General features: G+C 66.2%; 10 protein-coding genes. 6 read left to right on the forward strand and 4 right to left on the reverse strand.

Annotated elements, in window-relative coordinates; all coding sequences use genetic code 11:
• Positions 1–231: 231 nt before the first annotated feature.
• Complete coding sequence (locus ACYOEI_RS24915) at positions 232–1452, reverse strand: c-type cytochrome (RefSeq protein WP_462852338.1); 1221 nt, start codon at positions 1450–1452, stop codon at positions 232–234.
• Between the two features lie 521 nt (positions 1453–1973).
• Here ACYOEI_RS24915 and ACYOEI_RS24920 point away from each other — a divergent pair.
• The 6 genes from ACYOEI_RS24920 (at position 1974) to ACYOEI_RS24945 (ending at position 10174) form a co-directional block, all read left to right on the forward strand.
• A complete protein-coding gene (locus ACYOEI_RS24920; RefSeq protein WP_462852339.1) occupies positions 1974–3044 on the forward strand; it encodes an alkene reductase in 1071 nt (356 codons plus the stop codon).
• A gap of 41 nt (positions 3045–3085) precedes the next feature.
• Positions 3086–4120, forward strand: a complete 1035-nt coding sequence (locus ACYOEI_RS24925) for an aldo/keto reductase (RefSeq protein ID WP_462852340.1) — start codon at positions 3086–3088, stop codon at positions 4118–4120.
• Positions 4121–4429: 309 nt separating this feature from the next.
• Entirely contained in the window at positions 4430–5965 is a 1536-nt protein-coding gene (locus ACYOEI_RS24930; protein WP_462852341.1) for a carboxypeptidase regulatory-like domain-containing protein, read from the forward strand.
• Positions 5966–6383: 418 nt separating this feature from the next.
• Positions 6384–8321, forward strand: a complete 1938-nt coding sequence (locus tag ACYOEI_RS24935) for a type II and III secretion system protein family protein (RefSeq protein WP_462852342.1) — start codon at positions 6384–6386, stop codon at positions 8319–8321.
• A 50-nt stretch (positions 8322–8371) separates the two neighbouring features.
• Positions 8372–9181 (forward strand): hypothetical protein, encoded by an 810-nt coding sequence (locus ACYOEI_RS24940; protein WP_462852343.1) that lies wholly within the window; start codon positions 8372–8374, stop codon positions 9179–9181.
• 171 nt (positions 9182–9352) lie between these two features.
• Positions 9353–10174, forward strand: coding sequence for a tetratricopeptide repeat protein (locus ACYOEI_RS24945; RefSeq protein ID WP_462852344.1), 822 nt, complete (start codon positions 9353–9355; stop codon positions 10172–10174).
• A 9-nt stretch (positions 10175–10183) separates the two neighbouring features.
• Here the strand turns inward: ACYOEI_RS24945 and ACYOEI_RS24950 are convergent, their stop codons facing one another.
• Genes ACYOEI_RS24950 through ACYOEI_RS24960 form a run of 3 tightly spaced genes read right to left on the reverse strand, consistent with a single transcriptional unit; the run spans position 10184 to position 13478 of the window.
• Entirely contained in the window at positions 10184–11143 is a 960-nt protein-coding gene (locus tag ACYOEI_RS24950) for a type II secretion system F family protein (protein ID WP_462852345.1), read from the reverse strand.
• Positions 11144–11169: 26 nt separating this feature from the next.
• A complete protein-coding gene (locus tag ACYOEI_RS24955; protein WP_462852346.1) occupies positions 11170–12135 on the reverse strand; it encodes a type II secretion system F family protein in 966 nt (321 codons plus the stop codon).
• Positions 12132–13478, reverse strand: a complete 1347-nt coding sequence (locus tag ACYOEI_RS24960; RefSeq protein ID WP_462852347.1) for a TadA family conjugal transfer-associated ATPase — start codon at positions 13476–13478, stop codon at positions 12132–12134. The genes ACYOEI_RS24955 and ACYOEI_RS24960 overlap by 4 nt, the downstream gene beginning before the upstream one ends.
• Between the last annotated feature and the right edge of the window lie 21 nt (positions 13479–13499).

Consider the following 13499-nt stretch of genomic DNA (forward strand, 5'->3'; position numbering starts at 1 on the left):
ATCCGACGTGGCATCAGGATCGGACAAGGAGGAATCGAGTGGTCGATCGGGAATGTCGAGGGAGTCGCAACCCAGGCGAGGACCGTTCCTATTCTCCGAGGGGGACCAGGGCCAGTCGGGCAAGGGAGGGGAATGGTCGTGGCCCGCGTCCGCCGGTCGGAAACGACATCACCAAGGCCTTCCCCCTGTGGACCCCGGCTTTGCGGAGAAGCCGGGGTTCGCGACAGTCGTTCAAGGCTTGGAAGCGTTGCCAGGCCCGGACTCCGTGGAGGCCGGCTTCCGAGCGGGACGTCCCTGGACGATCGCATCCATGATCAGGATGGCCATCTCGTTGGTCGTCTGCTCGCCGTACGTGACGCGCTTCGGGGGGTGGCTCGGGTTGGCGGGGTTGTCGGCGGAGTTGTCGAAAGTCCAGTGGGCCTCGATCCGGGTCCCGGCCGGGAGCCGGAGGGGCGTGGCGTATCGGTAGTAATATTGCCAGTTGAAGTCCCAGTCGCCGATGGAGATCAACGGCTCGACCGAGCCGTTCGGGAGCTTGGCCGTGACCTTGACGCTCCGGCCGATCAGGTGCATGTGCGGGAAGATGCCGTAGAGGTCGATGGAGGCCGGGAGCGTCTTCGCGGTATCGACCGCGAACTTGGCGGCGCCGGGGTCGATGCTCAGGCCTTCGTCGTTGATCACCACGATGTTGAGGCGTCCCCGAGGCTTCTGATCGGTGAAGTGGAGCCCGATGACCGACTGCTCGGTCTCCGGCTTGCCGCTCGGGTGGAGGTGGAGCTGCAACACGAGGTCGTTGCCGTCGGCCCAACCGGCGGCATAACCCTCGGGCAAGGGCCGAGGCTCCATCCCGGGGGTCCAGAAGGCGAGCGGGCCTGGCAGCAACTCGCCGGGAGGCGCCAGGCCGCTCGCGAAGCTCTTGCCGTCGCCGGCGTCCAGCTTCGCCTGGGCGATCTTGTGCGGCAGTCGTGTCAGAACGGCGTGATGGACGATCTTCCGATTCCCTGGCCGGTACTCGACGGACTGGAGATACTTCCCCTTCGGAATCTGCAGCGGGATCACGAAGCACTGGTAGAGGTCGGGCCCCTCAGCGGCCAACGCGAAGGGCTCGGCCATTTTCACGACCATGTCCGGCTCGCCGAGCTGCCAGCCCGCGGTGAACGTCGGGGGCGTCGGGAGGTCGGCCGCGTCCCCCTCGGGGGTACCGTCCTTGACCCACCGGACGATCGTCGCGACCTGTTCGTCGGTCAACCGCCGCTCGTCGGAGAAATGCCCAAAGCCATGTTCGGCGCGCCACGGGGGCATGCTCCGCGCTTCGACCGCGGCCTGGATGAGCTCGGCCCGCTTGCTCACGTCCCGATAGTCGAGCAGCGAGAACGGAGCAACCTCACCCGGCCGGTGGCACGACGAGCAATTCCGATAGACCAGCGGCGCGACGTCTTTGTTGAACGTCACGGCCTCCTTGCCCTTGCCGACCTCGCCCGCAGAGGCAGGCGCCGACGGGCCAACCCCCACCAGGACTATGACCGCGAATAACGATACGCGACAACGCTTTGGAACGCTCATACGCTACGTTCGCCTCCAATTGGTCCGCGCAGGTCCCCGCATCGGGCCCTCGACTCGTACCCTAGCGGCCAAGGGAGGGTTTCGACAATCAGGGACGTTAACGAAAGAATCAATTCTCAAGCGAGATCGAACCAATATTTACAATAAAATCAATATCTTTTCACTAAAAATTCATCCTGCAACAATCAATCCACAGGAGCCACGGACTAACTCGGATCGAATCCAAAGTTTCTAAACATCTGCGTCATCCGCGGATGAATCTCTTCTCTTATCCGTGTTCAACCCGTGGCCAAAACAGGCCTTCGTCCTTTTGTTCAGGGTTTACGAACTCCCTAAACTTGGGTCAGGACCAGAGGCCGTCCGTGGCGTTGCCTCCAGGGATCCCTGTGACGCGGACCGAGGATTTCTCGATGCCCAGGCTCAACGACCCGATCACGATCGGTGCCCTTTCGCTCCCCAACCGGATCCTCATGGCTCCTTTGACGCGCTGTCGCGCGAGCGCCGGGCGGGTCCCCAACGCGATGATGGCCGAGTACTACGCCCAGCGGGCGTCGGCGGGCCTGATCCTGACCGAGGCGACGTCGGTGACGCCGATGGGCGTGGGGTATCCCGACACCCCGGGGATCTGGTCCCCAGGGCAAGTGGACGGGTGGAAGCACATCACCGGCGCGGTCCATGCGGCCGGCGGGCGGATCCTCCTCCAGCTCTGGCACGTCGGGCGGATGTCGGACCCGAGGTATCTCGACGGCGAGCGGCCGGTGGCCCCGAGCGCCATCGCCCCGACGGGTCACGTGAGCCTCATCCGTCCGTTGACCCCGTTCGTGACGCCCCGGGCGCTCGAGATCGGCGAACTTCCCGGCATCGTCGAGGCGTACAGGCAAGGCGCCGAGAACGCCAAGCTCGCCGGCTTCGACGGCGTCGAGATCCACGGCGCCAACGGCTACCTGCTCGACCAGTTCCTCCAGGATAGCTCGAACAAGCGGACGGACGCCTACGGCGGCCCGATCGAGAACCGCGCCCGATTGATGCTAGAGGTCGCGGACGCGGTCGTCTCGGTCTGGGGCCCGGAACGGGTCGGGATGCACCTCGCCCCTCGAGGCGACGCCCACTCGATGGGCGACTCCGACCCGTTGGCGACGTTCGGCTACGTCGCCAGGGAGCTCGGCAAGCGAAAGCTCGCCTTCCTCTGCGCCCGCGAGTCGCTCGGCGAGCGTCGGATCGGCCCGGCCCTCAAGGCGGCCTTCGGCGGCACGTACATCGCCAACGAGAAGTTCACGAAGGCGACCGCCGAGCAGGTCCTCGAGGCCGGCGAGGCCGACGCCGTCGCGTTCGGCCAGCAGTTCATCGCCAACCCCGACCTGCCCCTCCGGTTCGCGACGGACGCCCCGCTCAATGCACCGGACCCTTCGACGTTCTACGCCCAGGGGCCCGCCGGATACACTGACTACCCCTTCCTCGAGCGGACCGTGAAGACCGCCTGAGGGACACCTTGAACACGACGATGGGACTGGAGTCGACGACCATGGAATTCAGGCAACTCGGCGGTTCGGGGTTCAAGGTCCCCGTGTTGAGTCTCGGGACCGGCACGTTCGGCGGCGGCAACGAATTCTTCAAGGCCTGGGGTTCGAGCGACGTCGCCGAGGCCACTCGCCTCGTGGACGTTTGCCTCGAGGCCGGGCTCAACATGTTCGACTCGGCCGACATCTACTCGAAAGGGATGGCCGAGGAGATCCTGGGCCAGGCGATCAAAGGGCGCCGAGACCAGGTCATCATCTCGACGAAGAGCACCTTCCGCTTCGGCGAAGGGGCGAACGACGTCGGATCCTCGCGCCATCACCTGATCCGGTCGGTCGACGCGAGCCTCAAGCGTCTGGGCACCGACTACATCGACCTGTATCAACTCCACGGCTTCGATGCCGTCACGCCCGTCGAGGAGGCCCTTGGCACGCTCGACGACCTCGTTCGTGCCGGCAAGCTCCGATACATCGGGTGCTCGAACTTCTCGGGCTGGCACCTGATGAAGTCGCTGGCCGTCTCGGATCGCTACGGCCTGTCGCGATATGTCGCCCACCAGGCCTATTACTCGTTGATCGGCCGAGACTACGAGTGGGAGCTCATGCCCTTGGCGGTCGACCAGAAGGTCGGCGCCGTCGTCTGGAGCCCGCTCGGCTGGGGGAGACTGACCGGCAAGATCCGCCGAGGCCAGCCCTTGCCGGAGACGAGCCGCCTCCAGAACAAGACCGTGACCGACATCGGCCCCCCCGTCCCGGACGAGTACGTGTACAAGGTCGTCGACGCCCTCGACGAGGTCGCCAAGGAGACCGGCAAGACCGTCCCCCAGATCGCCCTCAACTGGCTCCTCCAGCGCCCCTCCGTCGCCAACGTCATCATCGGCGCCCGCAACGAGGAGCAACTGCGCCAGAACCTCGGCGCCGTCGGCTGGAACCTCACCCCCGAGCAGGTCGCCAAGCTCGACGCCGCGAGCGCCACGACCCGGGCCTACCCCTACTGGCACCAGAGCGGCTTCTCCGAACGGAACCCGTTCCCCGCGGGCTGAACGCCCATAAATGGGACCGCGTGCTGACACCCGCCGAACATGGCCCCCTCCCCCGGGGCGGGCTGTGTTCGGCGGCCTCGCGTTGCGGACCTCCGGTCCTCCCGATCAACACCTCGCCGCCCTCTCCTCTCGAGCTCCTCGAGTCCTCTTACAATCCGTTGCCCGATCGTCGACGGGACTTCCTCCGGAGGACGATCCGGCCACCGGCGGATTGTATGTTGATCCCACGTCGTCTACGCTCACCACCGGAGATCGCCACGGCCATCCGAGGAATCATGGCCCCATCACAGAGCACGGCGGAGGGACGAGATGGGCGGGAGCCACCGTTCTCAAGTTCGTCGGAGTGTCCTGCTGGGCCTGTGCGTCGCCGTCTTTTGGGTGTGCCAGGCCCACGCCTGGGAGGAACCCGAGGTGGGCGTCCTGTCGGGAAGGGTCGTCGATGCCAGGAACCGGCCGATCGAGGGGGTCGAGGCCGACGCGTGGCACTGGAAGCCCGGGCACGTGACCCGGACCGATCGGGACGGCCGATTCCGGTTCGAGGCCATGCCCAAACGTGAGGCCATCACAATCCGTCTTCGCAAGGACGGTTACGCAACCCACTTCTATCTCGATAAGGTTTCCGATCGACCCGAATGGGTGGTCGTCCTCGGCAACTCAACCTACCTCGAAGGCCGAGTCCTCGCCCTCGACGGGATGCCCGTCCCTCGGGCGTTATTACGGGCCGAACCCGTGCCTCGAAAAAGCGCCGGGGATATCCTCCCGGATTGCTACACCGAAACGTCGAGCGGCGAAGATGGCCGATACCGGCTCTATCTCGAGCCTGGCCAGTTCACCATCGGAGTCCTCGCGCCCGGTCGAGGAGTCGCGAGCCTACGCGAGATGCTCGAGTACGGACAGGCCTCGGCGAAGGATATCACGCTCCAGCCGGGCATCCGATTCGTCGCCCAGATCCTCGACAGCGAGTCGGGCAAGCCGATTCCGGGCGTGCGACTGAGCCATTGGCTCAAGCCCGAGCTCGACGGGATGTCCGACGCCGACGGCCGGATCGAGATCCGTGACGTCCCGCCCGGCAAGTACCCCCGGTTCCAAATCAAAGCCAGGGGCTACGCGCGATGGTGGTCCGAAGACTGTCTCAGCGTTTGGGGCCGATTCCAGAAATCCCGAGACTTCCAGCGCAACTTCGACGACCTCGACTTCGCGGTCCACCCCGGCATGAAACCCGTGACGATCTCCCTCGAACGAGGCGTCCACGTCAAAGGGCGGGCGATCGATCCCAACGGTAAGCCCGTCGCCGGGGCGATCGTCGCACCCGCCATGACCGGGACGGGAAACTCGCTGACCGGCGACACTCGCTTCAGCTTCAGATCCGACGCGGACGGCCGCTTCGAGATGTGGCTGCCGGCCAGCCCCGATCGCGACTACAACCTCGTCGTCCACGACGGCAGGTACGGCGAGTGGCGCCACTGGTCCAATGGCGTGCGGGCCCCATTCCGGACCAAACCCGGCGAGGAGGTGGGCATCATCCTGATGCGCCTGACACGCCCCGCCACGGTACGCGGCCGTGTGCGTGATCCCCAGGGACGACCGATCGCAGGACGGGAGATCCGCGCCACCCCCACGGACCGGCTCGAAAACCGGTACGACGACCCGACCACCAGGACCCGCGCCGATGGAACCTACGAGTTGAAATTCCTCCGCCCGGCCGAACAGTGCATCCAGGTCGCCCCCTTCTGGATCGACCCCTTCCAGGCCCCCCTCGGGACGTACGTCACATTGCCCCTCGGCCCCGGAGAGTCGCGAGACGGCGTCGACTACGAGGTCCTGCCCGAAAAAGGAGGGGACTGACGAGGGATACGGGTCCCGACGCACCAAGAGCCCGTCTCGGAAGCCGTGTCCCGAAACCCGGTTTCCAACAAAAACCGGGGTTCGAGACAGAAACTAACAGCAATTCGCCGAATGCCCACCTTCGGCTTCGATGCCCTTCACAAAAAAAATCAATAGATCTACACGTATTATTTCATTGTTTTCAATCTGCGATATCTGTTGATAGCCCCTCCATTCTCAATCCGTGTCGAATCCTTGGCCAAGGACCAGATCGACCACGTCTTCCCCGCCATACGCCTGCATGCACGCCCGGACGCACCCGCACCCGCACCATTTCCCCACGGATTGTGCATCCATCCTTCAGAGGCGGAGGCGATCCGGCCGATAAGGGTCGCGTAGGACCTTGACGATTCTATCGTTATTGCGGCCGAGACCCGGAATGATGCGAGGACTATCCCCGAAAACGCTCGAGGTTCGGGGCGGCCATTTCCGGCTCGGGTACGTCCTCGTGGCGTTCCTCTTGCTCGCGGCCTGGGCCGGGAGTGCGGGGGCGCAGGAGGGGGTACGAATCCCGCCGCCGTCCCCCCCACCCCCGCCTCCTCCTCGATTTCGTGTTGATGGCAAGCCCGCCCCGTCGGGACCCGTCGTAACCCTGGCTAAGCCCAAGGACTCGGGAATCGTCGACCAGTTGTCCGGGCCCTCGTCGCTGATCGAGATCAAGGTCGGCCAGGGGCGATTCCTCACGCTCAAAGAGGACCTGGCCGCAGCCGGGCAGCCCGCGCCGTTCCTGGCCGTGGGCGACCCGACGGTCGCCGATTTCTTCCAGGTCGGACCGCGCCAGCTCCGTTTGATCGGGAAGCGGCTGGGGACGACCGACCTCACGATCACGACCTCGTCGGGGAAGACCTACGACTACGAGCTCCAGGTCATCGGCGACCTCAGCTTCCTCGACGCCCAGCTCAAGAAGATGTTCCCCGACGCCAGGCTCACCCTGACCCAGCTTCGCGAGAAGATCGTGGTCGAGGGCGAGGCGCGCGACGCCGGCGAGGTCATGCGGATCCTCTCGGTGATCGACAGCTACGTCCGGTCGATCCAGCGGGTGATGGTCCCGGGGCAGATCGGGAACGTCCAGAACGTGATCCAGGGGGCCGACCCCAACGCCCAGGTCTCGGGGAATGGGACCGATGCGCAAGGGTTCCAGAACCCGGCCGGGGGCCCTGGCGTCTTCCCGGGGAGCGTTCCCGGGGCCTTCCCCGGTGGGTCGGGCATGGGCCTCGCGATGGGAGGGGTCGGAGGGACCCAGATCACCCCCGGCACGATCGCGACCAACCAGCTCGCGACGAACCAGGTCCAGGTCATCAACCTCATCCGGGTACCGACCTCGCAGCAGGTCCTGCTCAAGGTCCGGGTGGCCGAATTGAACCGGACGGGTTTCCGCCAGATCGGGGCCGACTTCCTCGCGTCGATCCCCCAGTTCGGCAGCCTCTTCGGCACGCAGATCGCCGGGGCCACGTTTGGCCCCGGGCAGATCGGCAGCACGACGTACGGGCTCCGGAACGGCAACAACGTCCTCATCCCACAGGACTCCAGAGACCTGACGTTGTCGACGCAGACGGTCTTCGGCACCTTCTCACACGGCCAGTTCAACGCCATCCTCGCGGCGCTGCGGCGGAACAACATCCTGAAGATCCTGGCCGAGCCGAACCTCGTGACGCTCAACGGCCACCAGGCGAACTTCCTCGCCGGCGGCGAGTTCCCCGTGCCGGTCCTGGCAGGTTCCGCGGGGGGGACGGGCGGGTCGAGCATCAACGTCCAGTTCAAGGAGTTCGGCGTCCGGCTCGCGTTCCTCCCGATCGTCGAGGACAACGACACGATCCGACTGACCGTCGACCCCGAGGTCAGCACCGTCGACGCGACGCTCGCGACGACCCTCGTCCCCGGAGGCAGCCCCGTCCCGGGCCTGAACACCCGCAAGTCGCACACGACCGTCGAGCTGAAACAGGGGGAGACGCTCGCGATCGCCGGGTTGATGCAGCTGACCCTCTCGGGTCAGACCGCGAGGATTCCGGGCCTCGGCGACCTCCCCTACATCGGCGCCTTCTTCAGCAACACGACGAGCACGAGGATCGAAAAAGAGCTCGTCGTGCTCGTGACCCCCTACCTGGTCGAGCCGATGAGACCGGGCCAGATCCCGCCGACCCCGGGCGAGGAATACGTCGAGCCGAACGACCTCGAGTTCTTCTTCATGAACCGGATCGAGGGACGCACCGGGATCGATGGCCGGTCGACGACCTCCTACGACGACCCGCTCCACCTCGTCCGGCCCGCCTTGGTGGAGCGGAAGTACCTGATCGGCCCCTCGGGATATCAGAAATGACGGGAAGGTCTCGGCCCTCATCGGCCCCGGCCTCGCGGAGGAGCTTGGCGATGTCGACGTCCCAACGCCGTTACGTGTTCGCCGGCCTGATCCTGGGCGTGATCCCGGCCGGTCGCGCAAAGGCCGAGGATCTCCCGCTCCCGATCCCGACTTCGCCGGGCATCATCCCCCTCGAACGGCCCCTGGTCGTCGCCCCACCGACGGACCAACCATCCATCGTCCGTCCCTTGCCCACGGTGGTCGAGGTACCGCTGGAAGGCGTCCCTTCGACGTGGGCCCCCGGACCGACCGACCCGGTCGCCCTGGAACGCCGAGGCCCGCACGCCGTCCCGAAGAAGACCCGATCCTGGCACTGGCGCCGGTTCCAGGGGAAGGTCGCGGGCTATCCCGAGGAATTCGCCCCGAGGCCCCTGGGCGCCTCGCTCTACGAATTCGGCCGCACGATGGCCTCGAATGGTGCCTCCGCCCGACTCACACTCTTCGACTACGACTTCGAAGCGGGGTCGGGACGCCTGAGCACTCGGGGTCGCGACCAGCTCTACAAGCTCGCCGCGCAGCTCGCCGCGAGCCCTTACCCGTTGATCATCGAGCGGACGGCCAACGACCCGACGCTCGCGGTCGCGAGGCGCGAGGCGGTCCTCGCCGAATTGGCCAGCGGACCATTCCCGATCACGCCCGACCGCATCCTCGTCGGCCTCCCGCTGCCCTATGGCATGTCGGGCAACGACGCCCAGATCGTCGGCGCGAACACGCTCACGCGGACCCAGCAATACGGGCCGCCGATCCCGCTCAACTTCAACGGGGTGAACAGCCCCAGCGGCGTGACCAACAGCGTCTCCGGCATCCTCCCCGGCCAGTGACCGTCCGGGTTTGACCCGATCGGCTGAAGGGGTGCAATCCATGCGATGAATGGGTCGTCGGTGCAACGATGTTCATACGCCGGGTGCCACATGAGCTGACCCAGTCTCTCGAGTCGTCTGTCGTCCGCGGGAATCATCCATTCGTCCCAGCCAACAAAAAGGCGAGCGAACATGCCTTTCCTACGCGAGCTCTGCAAACGAATGAGTCTCGCCCTGGCGATCGCTCCGCTGCTATTCGCCGGATGCAGCCAACTCTCTCATCGGACTCCGGAGCACGACTCGGCGGGGCTCCTGGACTCGGGGCCCGTTTCCAAGGTCTCGAAACGACAAGCAGCCGACGTCGAGATTGCGCTCGGGCGGTCACTCGAGGGGTCGGGGAACCTCGAAGATGCCGAGTCGACCTATCGTGACGCCCTGAAGAAGAACCCGAAGCGATCGGACGCGGAGGAGCGCCTGGCGATCCTCGCCGATCAGAGGGGGGCGACGAAGGAGGCGAGCCAGCACTTCGCCCGCGCCTTGAAGCTCGACCCGAAGAACCCCGAGATCCTCTGCGACCTCGGCTACAGCTCTTATCTCCAGCGCCGCTGGTCCGATGCCGAGGACTACCTGAGGAAGGCGATCGCACTGCAACCGCGACACGCCCGGAGCCACACCAACCTCGGCCTCGTGCTGGCCCGCCAGGGCGACAAGGCCGGCGCCCTCGCCGAGTTCGCCCGCGCCGGCTGCGACAGGGCGGACGCGCAGGCGAACCTCGGCCTCGTGCTCGCCATGGAAGGCCATTTCGAGGACGCCAAGCAGGCCTACGCGGCAGCGCTGGCGGCCAAGCCCTCCTTGCCGGTGGCCCAGGAGGGGATGCGGGCGACCATGGTCGCCATGAACGGAGGCAAACCGATCCCGGTCAAGGCCATCGCCGGGATTCCGGGGCCGAAGGCACGCTTCGACCCCAGCCTGGCCCGTACCTCCGCGATCATCCCGGCGGACTCTTCGCGATAGACGGTCGGGTCACGGCCGGGCGGCGGACTCGGCGATGCTCCTGCTCGACGAGGGGCTGGTCGGCTGGTCGCCCGCAAACGCGCTCATCATCTGATAGATCGCGGGGGCGAGCAGGATCACGAAGATCGCGGGGAAGATGCACATCAGGGTCGGGAAGAGGATCTTGGTCGCGGCCTTCTGCGCCCGCTCCTCGGCCTGCTGCTTGCGGCGGACCCGCAAGGTGTCGGAATGCGCCCGGAGGCTCTTCACCAGGCTGGCCCCGAAGCGTTCCGACTGACTGATGACCGTCGAGAGGCTGAGCGCCTCCTCGAGGTCGGTCCGTTGGGCGAAGTGGAGGAGGGCCTCGCCGGGGGCACGGCCGAGCTGGACCTCGCGGTCGACGATCCGGAGCTCGTGACCGAGCAGCGCGTGGGCCGAACGGATCTCCTCGGCGACCCGTTTCAGGGCGCTCTGGAAGCTCAGGCCCCCCTCGAGGCAGATGATGAGGACGTCCATGGCGTCGGGCAAGGCCCGACGCATGAGGAGCTGTCGGCTGCTCTTGCGATGATCGAGCCAGAAGCTCGGGCCGATCATCCCGGCGATGAAGAGCATGAGCGACGCGATCATCCCGTGGAGCACCGGGATGAGGCCCGTCGAGGTGAGGCCGGCCCCGGCGATGACCGCGAGGAGGAGGAGGGACAGCTTCACCCCGAGGAAGATGTGCATCGCCTGGCGTTGATAGAGGCCGGCCTGGATCAGCCGGGCGCGGAGTTGGGTACGTTCCGCCTCGTTCTCGGGGACGATCACCTTACCCAGCTTGGGCAGGGCGGCCCGGGCCATCTGCTTGACCGTCTCGGGCTTCTCGCTCCGGCGCATGTGGCCCGACAGCTCGCCGATCCGCTCGTCGAGCTTCCGCTGACGTCCCGTGACGAGCAGGCCGACGACGACCGCCAACGCTGCGGCCATCACGAAGATGATGACGATGATCAACCGATCCGGATCCATGGTCGGGCCTTTCAGAAGTCGAAGTTGACGATCTTCCGAATCCAGAGGATACCGAGCACCTCGAAGCCGAGCGTCCCGAGCAGCAGGTCGGTGTGCTCGAAGAGGACCATGGCATACGGGCGATTCATCACGAACAGCACGAGGAGGATCACCGGGGGCATGGCGGCGAGAATCCAGCCTTGCATCCGCCCCTCGGCCGTGAGCGACCGAATCGTCCCCCGGATGAGATACCGTTCGCGCACGACCGCGGCGAGCTTGGTCAGCAGCTCGGCGAGGTTGCCGCCCGTCTGCTGCTGGACGAGGACGGCGAGGACGAAGATCTTGAGCTCGATGACGCCCGTGCGACGAGTCAGGTCGCGGAAGGTGACCTCGGGCGAGAGGCCGAGGTTCTGCTGCTCATAACAGTAGGCGAATTCGGTGGAAATCGGCTGGGGAAACTCCTGGGCGACCCCGAGGAGGGCCTGTCCCAGGCTCTGCCCCGCCCTGACGACGCGGGCCATCAGGTCGAAGGCCTCGGGGAGCTGCGAACGGAGCTTCTCCATCCGGCCGTCTCGCTTCCGCTTCACGAGGATGATCGGGACGATGCCGCCGGCGAGCGCGGCGAGCGACGCGTCGAGCGGACTGCCTCGGACCAGGCTCCCGACGATCCCGAAGGCCACCGCCAGGACGACCGCGATCGACACAACCCGCACGGGGGTGATGTTCAGCCCCGACTGCTCGACCATGATCTCGAACCGCTCCTTCAGGCCCGAGGGGGCCTCGTCGGCGATGGCCTCGGCGGCGATCAGGTCGAGATTCTTGAACAGGGGCGACTTCTTCGCCTTCGCGGCGACGTTCTTCTTGAGGAACTCGAAGTCGACGCGGTCGTTGACGCGCGTCCGGTCCCGGAGGAAGAGGTCGGAGAGGACCTGGTAGATGGCCACCACGAACGCGATCGCCGTCGCAGCCGCCAGCCCCACGACGATCATCGGGTTCATCGCGGCATCTCCCCTTGGCGCTGGCCGGAGAGGATCCGACGCTCGAACATCTCGATCGGGAGCCTCACGCCGGCCGACTCGAGCGTGTCGAGGCACTTGGGGCGGATGCCCGTGCAGAAGTGGTAGCCCTGCGCCACGCGGTCCTCGTCGACTCCCGTCTGCTTGAAGACGAAGAGGTCCTGCATGCTGACCACGTCCTCCTCCATGCCGACGATCTCCGAGATCTTGATGATCTTCCGGACGCCCCCCGACAACCGCGCCGCCTGGACGATGACCTGGACCGCGGAGGCGATCTGACGACGGATGATCCAGATCGGCAGGTCGAAACCGGCCATGCCGACCATCATCTCCATACGTCCGATGGCGTCCCGGGTGTCATTCGCGTGGATCGTGGTCATCGAGCCGTCGTGGCCGGTGTTCATCGCCTGGAGCATGTCGAGCGTCTCGGACCCGCGACACTCGCCGACGATGATGCGGTCGGGCCGCATACGCAGGGCGTTCTTGACGAGGTCTCGGGTGCCGATCATCCCCTCCCCCTCGATGTTCGCGGGGCGGGTCTCCATGCGCACGACGTGGGGCTGCTGGAGCCGGAGCTCCGCCGCATCCTCGATCGTCGCCACGCGCTCGTCTTCCGGGACGAAGGCCGAGAGGGCGTTCAGGAGGGTCGTCTTGCCCGACCCGGTCCCCCCGGAGATGACCATGTTGATCCGCCCTTTGATGGCCGCCGACAGGAAGTCGGCCATCTCGGGGGTCATCGCCCGCTTCTCGAGCAGGTCGTTGATGAGTAGCGGCGACTTGCCGGCGCGCCGGATCGAGAGCAAGGTACCGTCCAGCGCGAGCGGGGGGATCACCGCGTTGACGCGCGACCCGTCGGGGAGGCGCGCGTCGCACAACGGCGAGGTCTCGTCGATCCGGCGCCCGACCCGGCTGACGATCCGCCGGACGATCTCGATCAGGTGCTTCTCGTCGTTGAAGACGACGTCCGACTTGGTCAGTCGCCCTCGGCGTTCGACGTAGACCGACTTCGGGCCGTTGACCAGGATGTCCGAGACCGTCGGGTCGCGCATCAGCGCCTCGAGCGGGCCGATCCCGAACGTCTCGTCGAGGACCTCGCCGATCAGTCGTTCCCGCTCCGACAGGCTGAGCAGGTCGTTGTGCTGGTGGCAGAGCTGCTCGGCCCCCCGGCGGACCTCCTCGCGCAACTCGTTCTCGTCCATCGTCCCGATGGCCGACAGGTCCATGTCGGAGATCAGCTTCTGGTGCAGCTCCTTCTTGATCCGCAGGAGCCGTTCCTCCGTCGAGGAGGGGGCCGATGCCTGGCCAGTCGTCGGGAGGAAGCTCATGCGACTCATCGTCTCGGTCCG

This window comes from Singulisphaera rosea (genome assembly GCF_054877945.1).

Bases quoted from the DNA above. Each gene is read 5' to 3' on its own strand.
- ACYOEI_RS24935 (WP_462852342.1), top strand. From the start codon at position 6,384: ATGATGCGAGGACTATCCCCGAAAACGCTCGAGGTTCGGGGCGGCCAT.
- ACYOEI_RS24955 (WP_462852346.1), bottom strand. From the start codon at position 12,135: ATGAACCCGATGATCGTCGTGGGGCTGGCGGCTGCGACGGCGATCGCG.
- ACYOEI_RS24940 (WP_462852343.1), top strand. From the start codon at position 8,372: ATGTCGACGTCCCAACGCCGTTACGTGTTCGCCGGCCTGATCCTGGGC.
- ACYOEI_RS24930 (WP_462852341.1), top strand. From the start codon at position 4,430: ATGGGCGGGAGCCACCGTTCTCAAGTTCGTCGGAGTGTCCTGCTGGGC.
- ACYOEI_RS24960 (WP_462852347.1), bottom strand. From the start codon at position 13,478: ATGAGCTTCCTCCCGACGACTGGCCAGGCATCGGCCCCCTCCTCGACG.
- ACYOEI_RS24920 (WP_462852339.1), top strand. From the start codon at position 1,974: ATGCCCAGGCTCAACGACCCGATCACGATCGGTGCCCTTTCGCTCCCC.
- ACYOEI_RS24945 (WP_462852344.1), top strand. From the start codon at position 9,353: ATGCCTTTCCTACGCGAGCTCTGCAAACGAATGAGTCTCGCCCTGGCG.
- ACYOEI_RS24925 (WP_462852340.1), top strand. From the start codon at position 3,086: ATGGAATTCAGGCAACTCGGCGGTTCGGGGTTCAAGGTCCCCGTGTTG.